General features: G+C 55.8%; 20 protein-coding genes and 1 other RNA gene. 15 read left to right on the plus strand and 6 right to left on the minus strand.

Features of this window, described 5'->3' with window-relative positions:
- The first annotated feature begins 7 nt into the window (after positions 1–7).
- From phnD to AC13CY_RS16205, 8 genes are all read left to right on the plus strand, one after another.
- Entirely contained in the window at positions 8–973 is a 966-nt protein-coding gene (phnD, locus tag AC13CY_RS16170; protein ID WP_483052804.1) for a phosphate/phosphite/phosphonate ABC transporter substrate-binding protein, read from the plus strand.
- Between the two features lie 123 nt (positions 974–1,096).
- A complete protein-coding gene (phnC, locus tag AC13CY_RS16175) occupies positions 1,097–1,972 on the plus strand; it encodes a phosphonate ABC transporter ATP-binding protein (protein WP_058579739.1) in 876 nt (291 codons plus the stop codon).
- Positions 1,969–2,796: a phosphonate ABC transporter, permease protein PhnE gene (gene phnE, locus AC13CY_RS16180; protein WP_044628760.1), complete on the plus strand. Its 828-nt coding sequence runs from the start codon at positions 1,969–1,971 to the stop codon at positions 2,794–2,796. The genes phnC and phnE (AC13CY_RS16180) overlap by 4 nt, the downstream gene beginning before the upstream one ends.
- Before the next feature lie 62 nt (positions 2,797–2,858).
- Entirely contained in the window at positions 2,859–3,674 is an 816-nt protein-coding gene (gene phnE / locus AC13CY_RS16185) for a phosphonate ABC transporter, permease protein PhnE (RefSeq protein WP_044628759.1), read from the plus strand.
- A gap of 25 nt (positions 3,675–3,699) precedes the next feature.
- Positions 3,700–4,329 (plus strand): histidine phosphatase family protein, encoded by a 630-nt coding sequence (locus AC13CY_RS16190; RefSeq protein ID WP_044628758.1) that lies wholly within the window; start codon positions 3,700–3,702, stop codon positions 4,327–4,329.
- 73 nt (positions 4,330–4,402) lie between these two features.
- Positions 4,403–4,879: a C40 family peptidase gene (locus AC13CY_RS16195; RefSeq protein WP_044628757.1), complete on the plus strand. Its 477-nt coding sequence runs from the start codon at positions 4,403–4,405 to the stop codon at positions 4,877–4,879.
- A 178-nt stretch (positions 4,880–5,057) separates the two neighbouring features.
- Positions 5,058–7,019 (plus strand): methyl-accepting chemotaxis protein, encoded by a 1,962-nt coding sequence (locus AC13CY_RS16200; RefSeq protein ID WP_232059477.1) that lies wholly within the window; start codon positions 5,058–5,060, stop codon positions 7,017–7,019.
- 284 nt (positions 7,020–7,303) lie between these two features.
- Complete coding sequence (locus AC13CY_RS16205; RefSeq protein WP_240312625.1) at positions 7,304–9,016, plus strand: putative bifunctional diguanylate cyclase/phosphodiesterase; 1,713 nt, start codon at positions 7,304–7,306, stop codon at positions 9,014–9,016.
- 20 nt (positions 9,017–9,036) lie between these two features.
- On the opposite strand, the gene AC13CY_RS16210 is transcribed toward AC13CY_RS16205, so the two are convergent.
- Positions 9,037–9,663 carry a putative metalloprotease CJM1_0395 family protein gene (locus AC13CY_RS16210; protein WP_044628754.1) on the minus strand — a complete coding sequence of 209 codons (627 nt, stop codon included), beginning with the start codon at positions 9,661–9,663 and terminating at the stop codon, positions 9,037–9,039.
- A gap of 72 nt (positions 9,664–9,735) precedes the next feature.
- Here AC13CY_RS16210 and AC13CY_RS16215 point away from each other — a divergent pair, with 72 nt between their 5' ends.
- The 3 genes from AC13CY_RS16215 to AC13CY_RS16225 all read left to right on the plus strand — a co-directional run bounded on the left by AC13CY_RS16215 (position 9,736) and on the right by AC13CY_RS16225 (position 11,050).
- Complete coding sequence (locus tag AC13CY_RS16215; RefSeq protein WP_483052805.1) at positions 9,736–9,963, plus strand: DUF2835 family protein; 228 nt, start codon at positions 9,736–9,738, stop codon at positions 9,961–9,963.
- A gap of 8 nt (positions 9,964–9,971) precedes the next feature.
- Positions 9,972–10,355 carry a hypothetical protein gene (locus AC13CY_RS16220; protein ID WP_044629454.1) on the plus strand — a complete coding sequence of 128 codons (384 nt, stop codon included), beginning with the start codon at positions 9,972–9,974 and terminating at the stop codon, positions 10,353–10,355.
- Between the two features lie 116 nt (positions 10,356–10,471).
- A complete protein-coding gene (locus AC13CY_RS16225; protein ID WP_044629455.1) occupies positions 10,472–11,050 on the plus strand; it encodes an antibiotic biosynthesis monooxygenase in 579 nt (192 codons plus the stop codon).
- A gap of 121 nt (positions 11,051–11,171) precedes the next feature.
- Here AC13CY_RS16225 and nhaD read toward each other — a convergent pair whose 3' ends face one another.
- The 3 genes from nhaD to smpB form a co-directional block, all read right to left on the minus strand.
- A complete protein-coding gene (gene nhaD, locus AC13CY_RS16230) occupies positions 11,172–12,650 on the minus strand; it encodes a sodium:proton antiporter NhaD (protein WP_054640970.1) in 1,479 nt (492 codons plus the stop codon).
- Between the two features lie 488 nt (positions 12,651–13,138).
- Positions 13,139–13,518, minus strand: a transfer-messenger RNA (tmRNA) gene (ssrA, locus tag AC13CY_RS16235).
- Between the two features lie 44 nt (positions 13,519–13,562).
- Positions 13,563–14,054 carry an SsrA-binding protein SmpB gene (gene smpB, locus AC13CY_RS16240; protein ID WP_062360527.1) on the minus strand — a complete coding sequence of 164 codons (492 nt, stop codon included), beginning with the start codon at positions 14,052–14,054 and terminating at the stop codon, positions 13,563–13,565.
- Positions 14,055–14,181: 127 nt separating this feature from the next.
- Between smpB and AC13CY_RS16245 the strand changes: the two genes are divergently transcribed.
- Positions 14,182–14,616, plus strand: coding sequence for a type II toxin-antitoxin system RatA family toxin (locus AC13CY_RS16245; RefSeq protein ID WP_039181434.1), 435 nt, complete (start codon positions 14,182–14,184; stop codon positions 14,614–14,616).
- Positions 14,606–14,917 carry an RnfH family protein gene (locus AC13CY_RS16250; protein ID WP_054640972.1) on the plus strand — a complete coding sequence of 104 codons (312 nt, stop codon included), beginning with the start codon at positions 14,606–14,608 and terminating at the stop codon, positions 14,915–14,917. Before AC13CY_RS16245 ends, AC13CY_RS16250 begins: the two co-directional genes overlap by 11 nt.
- Before the next feature lie 8 nt (positions 14,918–14,925).
- On the opposite strand, the gene AC13CY_RS16255 is transcribed toward AC13CY_RS16250, so the two are convergent.
- Positions 14,926–15,390, minus strand: coding sequence for an outer membrane protein assembly factor BamE (locus tag AC13CY_RS16255; RefSeq protein ID WP_054640973.1), 465 nt, complete (start codon positions 15,388–15,390; stop codon positions 14,926–14,928).
- Positions 15,391–15,462: 72 nt separating this feature from the next.
- Here AC13CY_RS16255 and fur point away from each other — a divergent pair, with 72 nt between their 5' ends.
- A complete protein-coding gene (gene fur / locus AC13CY_RS16260) occupies positions 15,463–15,915 on the plus strand; it encodes a ferric iron uptake transcriptional regulator (protein ID WP_016915905.1) in 453 nt (150 codons plus the stop codon).
- A gap of 144 nt (positions 15,916–16,059) precedes the next feature.
- Here fur and recN read toward each other — a convergent pair whose 3' ends face one another.
- A complete protein-coding gene (gene recN / locus AC13CY_RS16265; protein ID WP_483052806.1) occupies positions 16,060–17,733 on the minus strand; it encodes a DNA repair protein RecN in 1,674 nt (557 codons plus the stop codon).
- 199 nt (positions 17,734–17,932) lie between these two features.
- Between recN and grpE the strand changes: the two genes are divergently transcribed.
- Entirely contained in the window at positions 17,933–18,562 is a 630-nt protein-coding gene (gene grpE / locus AC13CY_RS16270) for a nucleotide exchange factor GrpE (RefSeq protein WP_483052807.1), read from the plus strand.
- Positions 18,563–18,601 lie beyond the last annotated feature (39 nt).

The following is an 18,601-nucleotide window of genomic DNA, read 5'->3' on the forward strand; positions in this document are numbered from 1 at the left end:
GTGATGCATGCACACTCTCTCTTTCTCTCGTACGCTGTTGAGCGCCGCCGTAGCTGGCACGTTTGCACTGGCAGCGGTCACTGCCTCTGCTGATCTCTCTTCGCGCTACGTGGACAACGACGGCGACATGATCGCCGACGTGCCCAGCGACGAGTCGCAGTGGGTTGACCCGGATACGCTGGTCTTTGCTTATACGCCGGTGGAAGATCCCGCCGTTTATGCCGACGTTTGGGCCGATTTTCTGGACCATCTGAGCGACGCTACCGGTAAAAACGTCCAGTTTTTCCCCGTGCAGTCTAACGCTGCCCAACAGGAAGCGCTGCGCGCCGGTCGTCTTCACGTGGCGGGCTTCAACACGGGCGGTGTGCCGGTGGCGGTCAACTGCGGTGGCTTCCGCCCCTTCGCCATGATGGCGGCGGAAGACGGCAGCTTCGGCTACGAGATGGAAATCATCACCTACCCCGATAGCGGCATTGAGTCGGTGGAAGACCTAGCCGGTCGTCAGCTGGCCTTCACCTCCGAAACGTCCAACTCCGGTTTCCGCGCGCCTTCCGCGCTGCTGCGCTCTGAGTATGGCCTGGAAGCGGGCGAAGATTTCGAGACAGCCTTCTCTGGCTCTCACGACAACTCCATCCTAGGCGTGGTGAACAAAGATTACGACGCGGCCGCCATTGCCAACTCTGTGGCCAAGCGCATGCTGTCACGCGATGTGGTGAGCGAAGGCGATTACAACGTCATCTACACCTCGGAAACCTTCCCCACCACGGCCTATGGCCTGGCGAACAACCTGAATCCTGAGCTTGCCGAGCAGATTCAGGACGCGTTCTTCAGCTACGACTGGGAAGGCAGTGCGCTGGAAGCCGAGTTTGCCAACTCTGGTGAAGCCCAGTTCATTCCGATCACCTACCAAGAGAACTGGTCAGTGATCCGTACCATCGCCGATGCTAACGGTGTGACGTACGACTGCGACTAATCCATCGGTTGGTCCATGATTTTCTCGGCCAGGAGGGCGACCTCCTGGCCGAGCCGCTATGTAGCCATTAGAGAAGTGCTTGTGAACGCAAGCACGAACGCATAAGAGACTGAGGCACCCTCCATGTTGACACTCACCGGCGTTGGCAAACGTTACCCTACCGGCGACCGTGCGCTGACCGATATCCAGCTCTCGCTGCCGAAAGGGCAGGTTATGGCCCTCATTGGCCCGTCTGGCGCGGGAAAGAGCACGTTGATCCGCTGCGTGAACCGCTTGGTAGAACCCACTCAAGGCAGCATTCGCCTGGAAGACGTGGAGCTGACGAAACTCTCTGGCAGCCGCCTGCGCCATGCCCGCCGCTCCATGGGGATGATCTTCCAAGAGTACGCTCTGGTGGACCGCCTGAGCGTGATGGAGAACGTGCTCTCTGGTCAGCTGGGCTATGTAGGTTTCTGGCGCAGCTTTTTACGCCGCTACCCGCAGGAAGCCGTGGCAGAAGCGTTTCGCTTGCTTGAGCGTGTAGGCCTGCCCCACGCGATTGATAAGCGCGCTGATGCGCTCTCCGGTGGCCAGCGCCAGCGGGTGGGCATTGCTCGAGCGCTGCTGCAAAGCCCCAAACTGCTGCTGGTGGATGAACCCACCGCGAGCCTGGACCCTAAAACCTCTCGCCAAATCATGCGCTTGATTCGCGAGCTGTGCGCCGAGCGCGAGCTGGCCGCCATCATTAACATTCATGATGTGGCGTTGGCTCAGCAGTTTGCCGACCGCATCGTTGGGCTGCGTGCCGGGGAGATTGTCTTTGACGGTAAGCCCAGCGATCTGACTAGCGAGATGCTGACCACCATTTACGGCGAAGAGGATTGGGACACGACCCCTGAGCCTGCCGATGATGACGAGGAGGAGAGCAGCGGCGCTACGTTTCATGCCACGCCGCCCCAGGCAGCCACGGCACCACACATGCCGCGCCAGAACCGCTTAGCGAGTGGAGGCGCGCAATGAGCACGACGGACGCTCAAGCTCGCCAGCAGGCCGCCCGCCAAGGCCAGTGGCGGCGACTGCCGCTGATAGAGAGCCGCCGCCTACGTTGGGCGCTGGCGCTGGGTGGCGTGGTGTACCTGATGCTGGCGCTGGCATCGGTGGAAGTGAACTGGGCGCGGGTGGCGGAAGGTGCCGGGCGTGCGCTGAACTTTCTCGGCGCGTTTTTGCAGCCGGACTTCGTCAGCCGCCAGAGCGATATTCTGGCGGGCTTGATGGAAAGCCTGACCATGACGCTGACCTCGACGGTGATCGGCGTTCTGCTGGCCATCCCGGTGGGGCTAGGGGCTGCGCGCAATATCGCGCCTTTACCGATCTACGCGGTGTGCCGGGCCATCATCGCCGTCTCGCGCACTTTTCAAGAGGTGATCATTGCCATTCTGTTTGTGGTGATGTTCGGCTTTGGCCCCTTTGCGGGCATGCTCACGCTGGCCTTTGCCACCATCGGCTTTATGGCCAAGCTGCTGGCAGAAGATATCGAAGACCTCGACTGGAAACAGGTAGAAGCCGTGCGCGCCACCGGGGCGAGCTGGTGGCAAACCATGAACCACGCCGTGCAGCCGCAGGTGATGCCGCGGTTGATCGGGCTTTCTATGTACCGGCTGGATATCAATTTCCGCGAGTCGTCGGTGATCGGCATTGTCGGGGCGGGAGGGATTGGCGCAACGCTCAACACCTCGCTCAGCCGCTACGAGTACGGCACCTCGGCCGCCATTCTGCTGATCATCATCGCCATCGTGCTGATGAGTGAGTACGCCTCCAGCCATGTGCGTCGCTGGACGCAGTAGCGCGCCGTCGCACGCTTGTTGCCAACCCTTTACGTAAAGCCTGAAGGCAAAAGGAATTCTCCATGCCGGTGTCAACTTCCTCAAACGGTATGCCGCAGTGGCAGAGGCGCACCACCCGCGCCCAGTGGCTGCAGTACCTCGCTTGGCTGGCGGGCGTTAGCCTGTTCTTACTCTGCTGGAAAGTGATCTCTGACAACACCATGTGGGTGTTTGTGGAAGACGCTGGCCGCCAGGGTAGTGACCTGATTAGCCGTATGATGCCGCCCCGCTGGGAGTACGCCAGCGAGCTTTGGAAACCCATGTGGGACACGCTCAATATCGCCACCTTGGGCACCGCGCTGGGCATTATAATGGCGTTTCCGGTGGCGTTTTTAGCCGCGCGTAACACCACGCCGCATCCGCTTGTGCGCAGCTTGGCACTGACCATCATCGTCTCGTCGCGTTCGATCAACTCGCTGATTTGGGCGATGCTGCTGGTGACCATTCTTGGCCCTGGCGTGCTGGCGGGCATCATCGCCATCGCGCTGCGCTCGATTGGCTTTGTGGGCAAGCTGCTCTATGAAGCCATTGAGGAGATCCATCCCACACCGGTGGAAGCCATCAGCGCCACGGGCGCTAGCCGCCTGCAGGTGATGAACTACGGCGTGCTGCCGCAAATCATGCCTGCCTTTGCGGGGATCAGCGTGTACCGCTGGGATATTAATATTCGCGAATCGACGGTGTTGGGGCTGGTGGGCGCAGGTGGCATAGGCCTGCAGCTGAACGCCTCCATCAACAGCCTAGCGTGGAATCAGGTCAGCGTTATCTTCGCGTTGATTTTCGCCACGGTACTGGTGTCGGAGTGGGTCTCGGCTCGCGTTCGTCACGCCATTATTTAATCTGTCCGTGAGGGGGAGAACCGCTATGCGCTTTGCCAATGCCGAGATCACAACGATTGACCTGATGCGCCACGGTGAACCGCAGGGTGGGCGAATGCTACGGGGCAGTACCGACCATCCGCTCAGCGATACTGGCTGGCAGCAGGTGACCGATGCAGTGATGCGCCATACGGTGGAGGGTCGGCCACCCTATGATGCCATCGTTAGTTCGCCGCTGGCCCGCTGTCGCGAATTTGCGCTCTGGTTAGGGGAGGAGTTCGACCTGCCGGTGCAGGTGGATGATGATCTGGCCGAGCTGCATCTTGGTGGGTGGGAAGGTAAAACCTATACCCAGGTATACGAGCAGGAAGGCATCGAGCAGATGAGCGCTTTCTGGTTCGACCCCGCCCGCGCCGCACCGCCTGGCGGAGAAACCTACGCCGAGCTGGATGCTCGGGTCAGCGAAGCATGGCGGCGGCTGTTGGCGAATCCGCCCGGCTACCATGTGCTCGTGGTAGCCCATCTGTTCGTCTGCAATGCCTTGTTCCGTCAAGTGTTAGAGCAGCCGTTCAGCAACGGTCTAGTGATGGATCTGCCCTATGCCGCCATGAGCCGCCTACGCCACGAACGCCATGCTATGGGCGAGAGCACATTTATCGAGTGGGTCGGCCGGTAAGCGCGCGTGAAGCAGTATCGGGTCAACGGCGCTTAGGCCATGATAAGAGCAATACGTTTTTTGGAGCGTTGCCATGCCGTTGACTCGCCGCTCATCTCTTTTTGCGCTGCTCATGCTGCTCTTGGCAGGGTGTGCCAGTAACGACGTGGCCATGGCCCCCGCGCCCAGCTCGCCAGCGGGTATGTCGATGGAGCGCGCGTTGATACTCTCCCATGCCCAGCAGGCGATCGGCACGCCTTATCGCTTGGGTGGCAACTCTCCCGACGGTTTGGACTGCTCCGGCCTCGTCGAGATGACCTACCGCGCCGCAGGTATTCGCGTGCCACGCACCGCCGACGGCCAGTTTCGTGCGCTTCCCCAAGTAGATGCCCCACGTCCCGGCGACCTGCTGTTTTTCGGCGATGGCAACAAAGCCACGCACGTTGGCATCTATGGCGGCAATCGTCAGATGATTCATGCTCCCGGCAGTGGCCGAGCGGTGGTCAGCGTGCCGCTGGATATCGACTACTGGCAGCAGCGCTTTTTAGGGGCGGCAGGTCCAGCCCCTTAAATGAGCTGCCAGGGTGATACAGGTCAAGGTATATTTTTCTTATCGCTATACACTCGGACTGTTTTGCCAGCTAATCGTATTTAATTGCCTGGCAAAATGCGGCAAACTTGGTAAATAAAGAGTCTATATAGGCCAATAAAAAAACGAGTACGCCGCTTACCTCCCTGAACGATGTAAATTGAGGCTAAGCAACGCGATGAAAGAGATTCTCCACCGCTTACCGATGCGGTTTAAGTTTGCCCTAGTATTGGTGCTGCCTTTGATAGCGCTGGGATGGTTTGCTGCCAGTGGTGCCATTGCCCGGCAGGCAGCGGTTAACGAGCTGTCACGTATGCAAGCACTAACTGCACTGGCTCAACAGGCAGGGGGCTGGGTACATCAAGTGCAGCGGGAGCGCGGCATGACGGCTGGCTTTTTAGGCAGCCAGGGAAAGGTGTTCGGAGATCGGTTGCGCCAGCAGCGTTCAGATACGGATGCTGCTGCGGAAGCTTTTTTCCAACAGCGTGATCAACTTGATGCAACGCTGCTGACCTCCACGATCAGCTCTCAGTTGGCTGCGGTTGAGCAACAATGGCAGCAAAACCAGTCGCTGCGTGACCAGGTAGACCTGCTTAGTGTGGCAACACCGGAAGCGCTAGGCCACTATACAGGGCTTAATAGCTTGCTGATGGTACTCGTTGGCGAGCTTGCCCACTTAACGGGAGAGGGCGCGATTACCCGTCAACTGGCAGCCTATTATAATTTGTTAGAGGCAAAAGATTTGGCAGGTATTGAGCGTGCGCTTCTTTCAAATGTATTTGCTGCCGATGCGATGCCTGAAGCGACCCTGCAGCGTCTCTTGTCATTAATAGGTGAGGAACGTGCATTTCTAGAAACTTTTCGTGTCTTATCTGGTGCTGCTAACCGTGAGGCACTGGAGGCAGCTTTGAGTGGCCCGGAGGTTGAGCGCGTGCTGGAGCGGCGCGCACTAGCGATTCAGCAAACGGCAGGCTACGGGGTAAACCCAGAAGAGTGGTTCGATTGGCAAACAGTAAAAATTGGCCGCTTAAAGGCGCTGGAGGATAGTGTGTCTGCATCTATCGTGAGCACCGCTGATGAGCTTAAGCGCCAAGCACAGCGAGATCTATGGTGGTACTTAGCGATTGCTGTAGTGACTGCTGTAATTGCCATTGGCATGGCAATACTCATTGTTCGCACCATAACGAGACCGCTTCAGCGAGCGTTAGTAAGCATTGCGGAACGCGGCGATGACTTGACGCAGCGCCTGCCGGTGCCCGGTAGTGATGAGCTTTCTAGGCTTTATCAAGCGGTAAACGATGCGTCAGCGCAAACAGAACAGTTGATTGCTGAAATGAAGCGCAATGCACAGTCGGTAGCGCTTGCCAGCAATGAAATTGCTCAGGGCAACCAAGATCTTGCTCAGCGCACTGAGGAGCAGTCAGCGTCACTCGTGCAGACAGCTTCCAGTATGGAGCAGATGACCGCCACCGTGCGGCAAAATGCGGATAACGCACACCAAGCTCAGCGTATGACTGGTGGCGTTGCTAACCAGGCACAAGAAGCTACTGAGGTGGCAATGCAGGCCCGGCAGGCAATGCAGCACATTCATCAGGCGAATGAGCAAGTGACAACCATCGTAACGGCTATCGATAATATTGCCTTTCAAACTAACCTATTGGCACTGAACGCATCGGTAGAGGCGGCGCGTGCTGGCGAGCATGGGCGAGGGTTTGCAGTAGTCGCTGATGAGGTACGTAAGTTGGCAAGCCGCAGTGCCGAAGAGGCTAGTCAGATCCGCCACTTGGTCAACAATAACGTAGCGCGTATTAACGAAGGTGAAGCGTTAGTTGCCACGACAAGTGACACACTGGAAAAAATTGCTGCGCGTGTGCAGCAGGTGGCGACACTGGTAGACGAGATTGCGACAGCTAGCCATGAACAGTCAGCGGGAGTTGAGCAGATTAGCCATGCGATGGCACAGCTTGAAGATGTTACCCAGCAGAATGCTTCTTTGGTTGAGCAAGTCGCCACGGCAAGCCGCTCGCTAGATGACCAGGCTGAAGAAATGACCACGCTGGTTAGCCGTTTCCGCGTTGCAGAAATATCGCCACGCCATAGTCAGCAGCTTGCCTACAGTTAATGGCGCTAAGTAAAACGCGAAAAAGGGAACCCTGTGTTCCCTTTTTGTGAGGGAGAGGGGCGTTGGCTTATGTCTGCTGAGGCTAAAGTAGCACGTTGATTTAACGCTATTTAATCTAAAACATATGTAGCAAGACGGTGTTAATATAATCGAAAGCCATTAAATTTAACCAGCTTATACGAGGAGAGCAGAGACGTATGCGCCCGCCCTTGAACGACTCGAAGGAGCAGTCTTTGCCTCACCCCGCTGCCCAAGCAGTATCTTGGCCGTTTAGCGCCGCCACAATGTCAGTGACCGATTCTAGTACGCTTTTAGCGCCTGCTGAATCGGCGTTTCGCTACGCTAATGAGGCCATCATCATTACCGATGCTGATAATCTTGTGGTGGATGCTAATCCAGCCTTCTGCGAGCTAACGGGGTTGGCGCTGAGTGAAATTCGAGGCCGGTCGCCGGAAGCGTTTAGCATTTTGCCACTTGATGATAGTCGCACCACGCGTCTGTTACGCGAGGAGCTTCAACTGCGTGACCGCAGTAAAAGTCAGATTAGTTATCGTAGCCACGACGGGCAGTTTTACCCCGGTATGATGTCAATTAACCGGGTACGGGATGAGCAGGGTCGAATTGATCATCATGTGATTGTGCTGGCAGATCTTTCTGCCATTCCTTCCCACGCCCGTCACTTGAACCGTGAAGTCTATTTTGATGCGTTAACAGGGCTGCCAAACCTGCAGCTGCTAACTCAGCTTATCCAAGAGTCTATTCAGCATTCGGAACATCGGCAGCTACCGCTGGCGATTTGTTCTCTGGATATTGATCACTTCCAAGCCATTAATGATCGCCTTGGCCCCCAGATAGGCGATACGTTATTATCAGCATTCGCGCAGCGCATCAGTCATCTGCTGTTTGGTGATGATGTACTTGCTCGTATTGGCGGTGATGAGTTTGTACTGCTGCTTCACCATGGTGTCGAGGACTCGTTTTTTGAAAAGCTGTTGGCCTCCATTCGCCAACCGCTAATCGTTGAAGGCCAAGCAATTTACCTGACTGCCAGTTTAGGCGTTACTTCTTACCCAAGCGATCATGCTCAAGGCGATGTGCTTTTGCGCCATGCCAACCAAGCTATGTATCGCGCCAAGCAGCGCGGCCGGGATACCTACCACCTTTTTGATCCTACCCATGACCTTCTGCTTCAGGTACGCCATGAGCAGCGTCAGCGCTTTATGGATGCACTAAAGCATGGCGAACTACGACTTTTCTATCAGCCGCAGGTAGATATGCGCAGCGGCCAGGTTGTGGGTGTTGAGGCATTAATTCGCTGGCAACATCCCGAGCGTGGGCTGTTATCTCCTGGGCAGTTTTTGTCAACTATAGATGCCACCCCGCTGGAAGTGGATCTAGGCGAGTGGGTGTTAGAGCATGCGCTACAACAGCTGACTCAGTGGCAAAATGACGGTATTGAAATGCCGATTAACGTCAATATCAGCCCTACGCACCTTTTAGTGAGCAACTTTAGCCAACGCTTAGCAGAGCTGCTTGCCCGCTACCCTACGGTGTCGCCTTCACTGTTAAAGCTGGAAGTATTGGAAAGTGCGGCAATGCATGATGTGAAAGCTGCGCTAAAAAATATGGCTAGTTGCCAAGCGCTAGGAGTCAGTTTTGCCATTGATGATTTTGGTACTGGGTTTTCGTCGTTAACTCATTTACGCCAACTGCCTGTCAGTCTAATTAAAATTGATCAAAGCTTTGTGCGCGATATGCTGAGCGACCAGGATGACATGGCAATTGTCGAAAGCGTTATTTATATGGCGAATCGCTTTAAACGTCCAATGCTGGCCGAAGGCGTAGAGACGCTTGAGCATGCCAAGGCGCTAATGGCGCTGGGATGTGAGTTAGCCCAAGGGTATGGTATTGCTCGGCCAATGCCACCAGAAGCCGTATCAGAGTGGCTAACACATTGGACCCAGCGTCATGAGTGGCGAGCGTTAGCCACGCTATAGTCGCTCAAATGATTTAGCGTTTAAGCTGTCTGCTCGGGCGGCTCGTCATTGGCAGGCTCACTATCATGCTCACCACGCGCTTGGTTCATCTCGCTCTGTTTTTGTGCGGCCTCTAGCTTTGCTTCGAGTAAATACTGCCGTGCTTGAGCGGCAACTTGCAGATCCTTTGGCGATGGATCAGCTGGTGCCATGGCGGCTGCAATCACTGTCTGCATCTTTTCGACTGTAGCTTGTGGATCGCCAGGAACCGGACCGTAATCAATCGGCACCTCACCGGCTACTGCATAGCGTTTGCCGTCTGGGCCGACCTCATAATCGTAAGAAGCACCGCCTGTGTAGGGCCCGCCTGCTGTTTGATGAGCCATTTCATGCTGGCGCACTTCTCGATCTGTCTGCTTTAACTGCTCAAGTTGCTGAATCTCTTCCGGGGCTAACGGAGTGCCATCAGGGCGAGTAGGGCCCGCCGTCTTTTCGCTACTCTCTGTACGCTCGTCTGTCTCTTTGCTTGGCTCAGCGTTGGAAAGCGGGCCGTCGGCCTTAGAGCGTTGACTGCTAGCCTCGTTCCGCTCGACCCGCGGAGTAGGCAGGTTGGAAGCCGACCAAGTCGCAGTGGAGCCGGAAAACGCATTTAAAGCAGAAATATCCATAAGCGATTACCGATGTTTAGGCCATTTCAGTTAGTATAGAGTATCTGCGAGCCAGCCGAATTGCGCAACGTTATGCTCTCAATAGACGTCATTATTCATCTAAGTGTCAACGAATGCCTTGCCCACTATGAAGGGCAGTACGACAATGTGCGTACACGAAGTGTAGATGGTCGCTGGGTTGTTTTCCCTGCTCAAGCGCTTAGACGCGTGGTTGGGGAGGAGGGGGTTCATGGTGTTTTTCGGTTAACGTTTACCGAGCAAGGCCGTTTTCACGATATTGTTCCACTTAATCGCCACTGATCCTGCTTATGCCCCAATATAATGCAAAAATGACGCTGAATGAGCTTGTTTACTCCGTCATTCCTAATTTAAACACCGCCGAGCGTTTAGTGTGCAACACCTTAGATAGCTTGATTGAGTCTGCAGAAAACCCTCTTGATGTCTTTAAGCGCACCGAACAGCGCCAAGCATTTAATTTAGAACTACACCGAATCCGCATGAATATTAAGCATTTGCTGGATCGCTATCGCGCCGATGTTGATGAAATAATGCGAAAAAATGGCGGTGTGGATGGGCCGGTGATTGAGCCAGATGCGTTAGAGGCCGATGCCATTCAAAGTGCCATTGATATTTATCAGCATGTTCGAGCGTTTCAGCGTGGCGAGCAGCGTCATCCAATCCCGCGCCGGTGATACATACATGGCATTAATATTGCTTGTATAATGTGGCACGTGCTTCAGGACTACCCGCCTGAATGCTTGCAGCTCGCCTACCCGGCAGCAGCTGCTTACACATTAGGAGATTACCCATGTCTGCCTCACCTGTCACATTGATGGTGGCTCGTCGCGTCGCGAATAGTCGCTACCAAGATTTTAACCGTTGGCTAAATGAAGGTCGTGAACTCGCGGCTGACTTTCCTGGCTACTTGGGGTCCGGTGTATTGGCGCCCCCTAAAGAAGATGATGAGTATCAGATCATTTTTCGCTTTGACAGCCAGGAAACCCTTTCTGCTTGGGAGCATTCGGCCTCTCGCCATGCTTGGCTTGAGCGGGGTAAAGGCCTTTACGATGCGCCCCATGAGCACCGGGCAACAGGCTTGGATGCGTGGTTTAAGGTAAGCCCTGGAGCTACCCCACCACGCTGGAAGCAAGCCGTAGCCGTCTGGCTGGCGTTTTTCCCCATTTCACTACTGTTTCAGTGGACGTTTGGCAGTGTGTTAGCCGAGTGGCCGCTCATTCCGCGGGTGCTGGTGAGTACCATGATGCTGACTCCCGTGATGGTGTTTGTGTTTATCCCGCTTTCAACACGTTTACTAGCGCCGTGGTTACAAGGCAAGTGGTCACCCATGGATCTTTTTGCCCGCTTTCGACAGCAGCATAGAACGTGAGTGTTTATATTGTTCAGCCTCCTTATGATTCGCGTCCACCATCTAGAAAATTTTCGAAGCGTATTAAAGAGCCCGCCCAGTGCACGAGCGCTGGGCGGGCTAGCGTGTTTACCTGCTAAGGCTAGCCAAACAGCGCGAAGCTTTCGGCATTGAGCCACATATGAACCAGGATACTGGCGATATACCCCAGCAAAATCACGGGCGACCAGCGCAAGTGCCCCATAAAGGTATAAGAACCACGCGCTTGACCCATCACGGCCACGCCAGCGGCTGAGCCAATCGATAGCAGGCTACCACCTACGCCCGCCGTCAACGTGATTAGCAGCCAGTGCCCATGAGACATTTCAGGTTCCATGGTAAGTACGGCGAACATGACCGGGATGTTATCAACCACTGCAGACACTACCCCTAGCGCAATATTCGCCCACGTAGCGTTCCAGCCGGTGTAGAGTGCTTCTGAAAGCAGCCCCAGGTAACCCATAAAGCCAAGACCACCGACGCACATCACTACCCCGTAGAAAAACAGCAGTGTGTCCCACTCTGCCCGAGCAACGCGGTTGAAGACATCAAACGGCACGACGCTCCCTAGCTGTTCCAGCTTTTTGTTGTCACCCAGGCGGCTATAGCGTTCCCGCTTGCGTTCCAGTGAGCGGGGTAGGCTCTGGCGTAGGTAGTAACCAAAAAACTGTAAGTAGCCTAGGCCGGTCATCATGCCCAGCACGGGCGGAAGGTGAAGCAGTGTATGACACAGCACCGCTGTGCCAATGGTCAGCAAAAAGAGCGCAATAATGCGTCGCGCTCCGCGCTTGAGCTGTACATCTTCATATACGCTGCTGGGCTTTTGATCTTTAATAAACAGGCTCATTACCATCGCTGGGATCAGGAAGTTAACCAGCGACGGAATAAACAGGATAAAGAATTCCTGGAATTCAATCAGACCGGCCTGCCATACCATCAGCGTTGTAATATCGCCAAACGGACTAAAAGCACCGCCTGCGTTTGCTGCGACCACAATATTGATACAAGCAAGGTTAATAAAGCGTTTGTCGCCTTCGGCTACTTTAGTGATGACGGCACACATTAGCAGCGCAGTGGTTAAGTTGTCGGCAATCGGAGAAAGAATAAAGGCAAGGCCGCCCGTTAGCCAAAAAAGTGTACGATAGTTAAAGCCTTTGCGCAGCATCCAGGAGCGCAGCGCATCAAATACTCGGCGCTCCTCCATGGCGTTGATATACGTCATGGCGACCAGCAGGAACAACATTAGCTCGGTAAACTCCAGAAGCGTCACGCGAAACGCGTACTCGGACGTATCCGACATGCCGTTCTGGACATATACCCAGCCAATGAGTCCCCAAATAATACCGGCGGCCACCAACACAGGCTTGGATTTGCGCATGTGGATTTTCTCTTCGGCCATGACCAAGGAATAGGCCAGGACAAAGATTGCCACCGCGAAGAACCCTACCGCAGAGGTGGTTAAATCAATCTCACCTGTGACCGCGAAAGCGGCTGGGCTAATAAAAAATAATAAGGCCGCTAACAAAAAAGGCCAGCAACGAGTCACTCGAAGCTGGCCTGGGTCATGATGTAACGTCATCATAGTGTGTTTATCCTTATAATGGTTAAAAGAAGGGGGAATAAGCGACGCTAGTTTAGCAAGCGATATTGCGCTGCAATACGGAATAAAACCGAATGAAAGCCTGTGATAAATAAGTTATTGCGTCTTTTTTTTGGAAATTATCCGTTTCGCTAATAGTAAATTTCGCCAGATAATGTAATGAATTTAGGCTGAATTAGTTAGACGATAGTCGGCTATAAGTAACCCTACCATTACCAGTCAATGTGCTAGACACGGCTTATCGGCACAATGAAAGCCACTTCCAGCCGTCTCAGCACTCGTGAGAAATCAAGACGAAGGCCGGTAGGGGGGATCAACACACAGGAGGGGGGGGCGGCATGCACACAGGCATACACGGTGCGCAATGCTGTATAGAGTGATGCGAAAGCATACAGGCACAAAAAAACCCGCACGGGGCGGGCTTTTCAGCGTCATTCAGACCTATATGGGAGCATCTGAATTTAGGTGGGTGGTGGAGGCGGCGGGAATTGAACCCGCGTCCGCCAGCACGCGCCCATTGGCTCTACATGCTTAGATTCCGTCATTTGCTTTAGCGCGACTGACTCCGACGGTCAGGATTCAGCCACGCGAGCCTTCTAAAGTTTAACGGTTGACGAGAAGACACCGCCAACCGCGGTCCTATCAGCTTTAGCTCATATCCCCGCAGTGATGAATAGGCACATCACCTTGGGGCCAGACAAGAAGCTAGCAGGGTTTAAGCTGCCAGCGCGCCTTGAGCGTAGTTTTCGTCGTTTGCGACTATTTTTCGTGATGTGGTATTTACGAGATACATCACGCTCTCGGCATGCACCGCAGGGTTTGTCACCGGCGTCGAAACCATGTCGCCCCCTTAGTCAGAGCCGCATTCTAACGTGCTCATCGCTAATTGACCAGTTATGCCTTGTTATGTTCCCGCATAATTCGACCTTTTTGGCGATTCCAGTCGCGGTCCTTCTCAGTGGCCCGCTTATCATGGATTTTCTTACCGGTCACCAGCGCCAGCTCGCACTTCACCTTGTTGCGCTTCCAGTAGAGCTTGAGCGGTACACAAGTGTGGCCCTTGTCCTGGGTGACCGAAAAGATTTTGGCGATCTCTTTACGGTGAAGCAGCAGCTTACGAGTTCGCGTGGGGTCAGCAATTTCATGGGTGCTGGCCGTGTTCAGCGGCATAATATGGCTGCCCAGCAGGAACGCTTCGCCGTTGCGAATTAAAATGTAGGTGTCGGTGAGCTGCGCTTTACCAGCACGAAGGCTTTTCACTTCCCAGCCAGCCAGCGCTAAACCCGCTTCGAAGGTTTCGTCGATATGGTACTCAAACCGTGCCTTCTTGTTCTGGGCAATGACACTGCTGCCGGGGCCCTTACTGTTACCTTTCTTAGTGGCCATGGAACCTCATCGTTGATCTGTCAGTAGCATCCCCCTTCGTTATGTGGGGAGGCGTGATACCATTCAAGGTCTGAAAAAATGTTTCCCATGATACGCTTTGGGCACTGTGAAGTCAGCGGAGAGGTCAATGCCAACCGTTAATCGTACCGCCTTGGTGCGGCACACCCCCCAACAAATGTTCGATTTGGTCAATGACTTCGAACGTTACCCCGAGTTCCTGCCGGGATGCCGCCGCGCGCGTCTGCTGGAAAAGGACGATCAGCACCTGGTCGGAGAAATGACTCTGGGTCGTGCGGGGGTCGAGCAAACCATCACTACGCGCAACGACCTGCACGCACCAGAGCGGATCGAGCTTTCGCTGGTCAAAGGGCCCTTCAAGCAGCTCAAAGGCCGCTGGCTGTTCATCCCCATGGGGGATGATGCTTGCAAGGTCAGCCTGGAAATGGAGTTCGTATTCGCCAATCGGTTGCTGAGCATGGCGTTTGGCAAACTGTTCCAGCAGATTGCCGGGCAACTGGTCGATGCCTTCACCAAGCGCGCCAACGAACTGTATGGCCGTTGATGACATTGCCGTCGAGGTGGCCTTCGCGCTGCCTCACAAGCAGCGAATCGTCGCGCTGAAGGTACCCAGCGGCACCACTGCCAGAGCAGCCGTTGCCATGGCCGACCTGCCCAGTCTGTTTCAGGAACTGCCCGCCAAGACCTTCGAGCAGGCGCCGCTGGGCATCTTCGGCAAGGCGTTGCGCCACCCCGATAAAGAGCCGCTGCGCGAGGGCGACCGTGTGGAGGTGTATCGCCCGCTGCAGATCGACCCGAAGGTGGCCCGCCTAGAGCGGGCCAAGCGTCAGGCCAAAGAGCAGTAGCCTGGCGCTTACTCGCCAGTGATGATCGGCTGCGGCTCGGGGGCGGTTTCCGGCGTGGGTGTTCGCTGGCTGGGCAGTGCATCTAGCGGGTCGGCACCTTCAACGGCCGGCCCCATACCGCGGTCTGTGCTCACCGGCAGGTCGCGGGATAGGTCTCCCTCCTGCTCAATGTTGACCAGTCGGCTCGCGTCATCAAACGTGAGCGTGACGCGGCGCTGCTCAACATCTCCATAGGCTTTATCGATGCGGTAAACGTAGTCCCATTCGCGGGAGTCGAAGGGCGCTTCCAGCAGTGGGCGGCCCATTACGTAGGCTACCTGCTCTTGAGTCATGCCCGGCTGGAGCTGGCTGACCATCTCCTGGGTGATCAGGTTGCCCTGGGGGATGTCACGCTTATAAACGCCGACATAGCTACAGCCACTGACAATGGTCAGGGCGACGGAAAGGGTAATGATACGAGTCAATTTTTGCATTTGAGCCTGTTCTTCACTATCGTGGTTTCGGTCGATGATACCCGACCTAACCTGTTACTGCGAAGAGCAACCATGGCCGATCAGAACCATGAACTACGCAAAGCCGGGCTGAAAGTGACCCTGCCGCGCGTCAAGATCCTGCAGATTCTCGAAAATGCTTCGGGCCAACACCACCTTAGCGCAGAAGAAGTGTATAAAACACTGATTGATGCGGGCGAGGATGTTGGCCTGGCAACTGTCTACCGCGTGCTGACTCAGTTTGAATCAGCGGGCCTTGTGATTCGTCACAACTTTGACGGTGGCCATGCAGTATTCGAGATGACCCAAGAAGACCACCACGACCATATGGTGTGTCTGGAAAGCGGTGAGATCATCGAATTTGTCGATGACATTATCGAGCGTCGCCAGCAAGAGATCGCCGAAGAGCACGGCTACGAGCTAGTGGACCATGCTCTGGTGCTGTACGTACGCCCTCGCGGGTCTGACGTTACACGCCAGGATAGCGGCCCAACGAATCGCAAATAGTGAATCGTTAAAGCGAATAGCCGCGTAAAAAACGCCCCCAGGGTGCCAGCGAATACTCACTGGCGCTCTGGGGGCGTTTTGTATTCAACGGGGGCTTGGGGTAGGGCGTGCCCGTTTGGTGGAAGTGCGCGCCCGCTTGGTGGATCAGTGAGGCAGGCGCTGGCTGGCGTGAAGCATCTCACGTGCATGGGCCAGGGTCTGGTCGGAAAGTGTCACGCCGCCCAGCATCCTCGCCAGCTCGCTAATCCGGCCGCGTTCGTCCAGCAGCGCCATGTGGGTGAGCGTGGTGTCTCGCTTGGCGCGCTTTTCGATGTGCAGATGCTGGTGCGCCTGGGCAGCCACTTGAGGCAGGTGGGTCACGGTCATTACCTGGCCGTTTTCGCCTAGTTTACGTAGCAGTTGGCCGACGATTTCCGCCGTTGCCCCAGAAATACCCACGTCCACTTCATCGAAGACCAAGCTCGGAATCGTCGAATGCGACGCCGCTACCACCTGAATGGCCAGGCTGATGCGCGACAGCTCGCCACCGGAAGCGACTTTGGTGAGCGGCCGGGCGGGTTGGCCCGGGTTGGCGCTGATCAGGAATTGCACATGGTCCAAGCCCTCGGGGGAAGGCGTTTCGCGTGGGGTGACGTCCACGTCGAAACGTGCTTTGCCCATGGCCAGGAAGGCCAACTGCTGCTGCACCTCTTTGCCCAAGCGAACAGCAGCCTTTTGGCGTGCTTCGGTGAGCTGTTTGGCTTCGCTGCGGTAACGCTCGCGGTACTCGGCCACTTGACTGCTGAGAGCTTCTAAATCATCGTCGCTGGCTTCCAACTGTGCCACTTCCTGTTTGAGCTGGGCGTGCAGCGCGCAAATCTCCTCTGGGGCGACGTGGTGCTTGCGGGCAATGCGATGTACATCGCCCATGCGCTCTTCCACCCATGCCAAGCGCTCAGGATCTAATTCAGTGGTGCTGGCTAAGCGGTGCAGCTCGCTGGCGGCCTCTTCTACCTGAATGCGGGCGTCGCTGAGCATGGTGAGCGTATTGGCAAGCGTGCCTTTATCGCTGCCGGGTAGGGCGCTGAGGTGGGAGTAGGCCTGGTTGAGTAGCGACAGCGCACCGCCTTCATCGCTTTCACAGCAGTCGGCGGCAAACTGGGTTTCGCGCAGTGTTTCTTCGGCGTGGGCCAGCGTGTGCTGCTCCTCTTCGAGGGTTTGCAGCTCTCCTTCTGCCAAGCCTAGCTGATCGAGTTCTTCAACCTGATAGCGCAGCAGCTGGCGTTTGGCTTCTACTTCGCTGCCCTCTTCGCTGAGCTTTTTCAGCCGACGGCGAACGTTGCGCCACTCACGGAATGTTTCAGCAAGCTGGTGGCTGCGTTCGCGTAAACCGGCGTAGTCATCCAGTAGCGCCAAATGCGTTTCTTCGCGCATTAAGGCTTGGTGGGCATGCTGGCCATGAATTTGAATCAGCTGCTCACCCAGGGATTTTAAATCCGCGATAGTCACTGGATGGCCGTTAATCCATGCTTTGGAGCGCCCGTTGGCGGTCACCACTCGGCGCAGCAGGCACTCGTCGGCGGGCAGTTCGCGGGCCACCAGCCATTCGGTAGCGGCGGGCAGGTGCTGGATATCGAAACGGGCGGAGAGGTCGGTTCGCTCGCAGCCGTGGCGCACGCTACCCGCATCGGCGCGCTCGCCCAGGCAGAGCCCCAGAGCACCCAGCAGAATGGATTTACCCGCCCCGGTTTCCCCCGTAATGGCGGTCATGCCACGGGTGAGGTCGAGTTCGAGACGATCAACGATCGCATAGTCTTGGATCGCTAGCTGCGTAAGCATAAGGCCTCCTGAGGCGGTGCGGCACAGAAGCTGGATACTTATCCAATAATTGTTGTTTTATACAGTAGTCGATAACTCACTTCAATGCCCCTCTTGAGATGGCTTTGATGGCCCCCATATAGGCTGCATACGTGGTTAACACCCGCTACTTACCTCAGGTGGCCGCCACCGGCACCGTCACTTATTTCAGGAGCAAGGCATGGCAAAAGAACCGCAAACCCCGTTGGAAGATGAGCTGGCACGCCAAGAGCAGGAAGCAGAGGTCACCGACCAGTCTGCCGAAGAACGGTTGGTGGAAGGCGAACTGGAAGGGCTGATCGATGACGATGCACCGCTGAAAGATAGCGCTGGTAGCCCCGAAGCCGACGTGCTGGCCGCTCAGGTAGAAGAACTCGAGCAGAGCCTGGCGGAAGCCAAAGACCAAGCGCTGCGGGCTGCTGCCGAAGCTCAGAATGTTCGCCGCCGGGCGGAGCAAGAAGCCGAAAAGGCGCGCAAGTTTGCCCTAGAGAAGTTTATCAAAGAGCTGCTGCCCGTGGTGGATAGCTTGGAGAAAGCGCTGGAAAGCATGCAGGACGATGCGTCCGAGGCGCATCGCGAAGGTGTCTCCATGACCCTCAAGATGCAGCTCGACGTGCTGAGCAAGTTTGGCGTCGAAAGCATCGAGCCCCAGGGCGAGCCCTTCGATCCACAGGTGCATGAAGCCATGGCGATGGTGCCGAACCCAGAGCTCGACCCCAACACCGTGATGGATGTGATGCAGAAAGGCTATCTGCTGAACGGCCGCCTCGTGCGCCCCGCCATGGTCGTGGTCAGCCAAAAAGCGAATTAAGCCGCGTTGACGCATTGCCGCAAAAAAAGCCCTTGAAAT

It is taken from the genome of Vreelandella sp. L-15, from assembly GCF_056857635.1.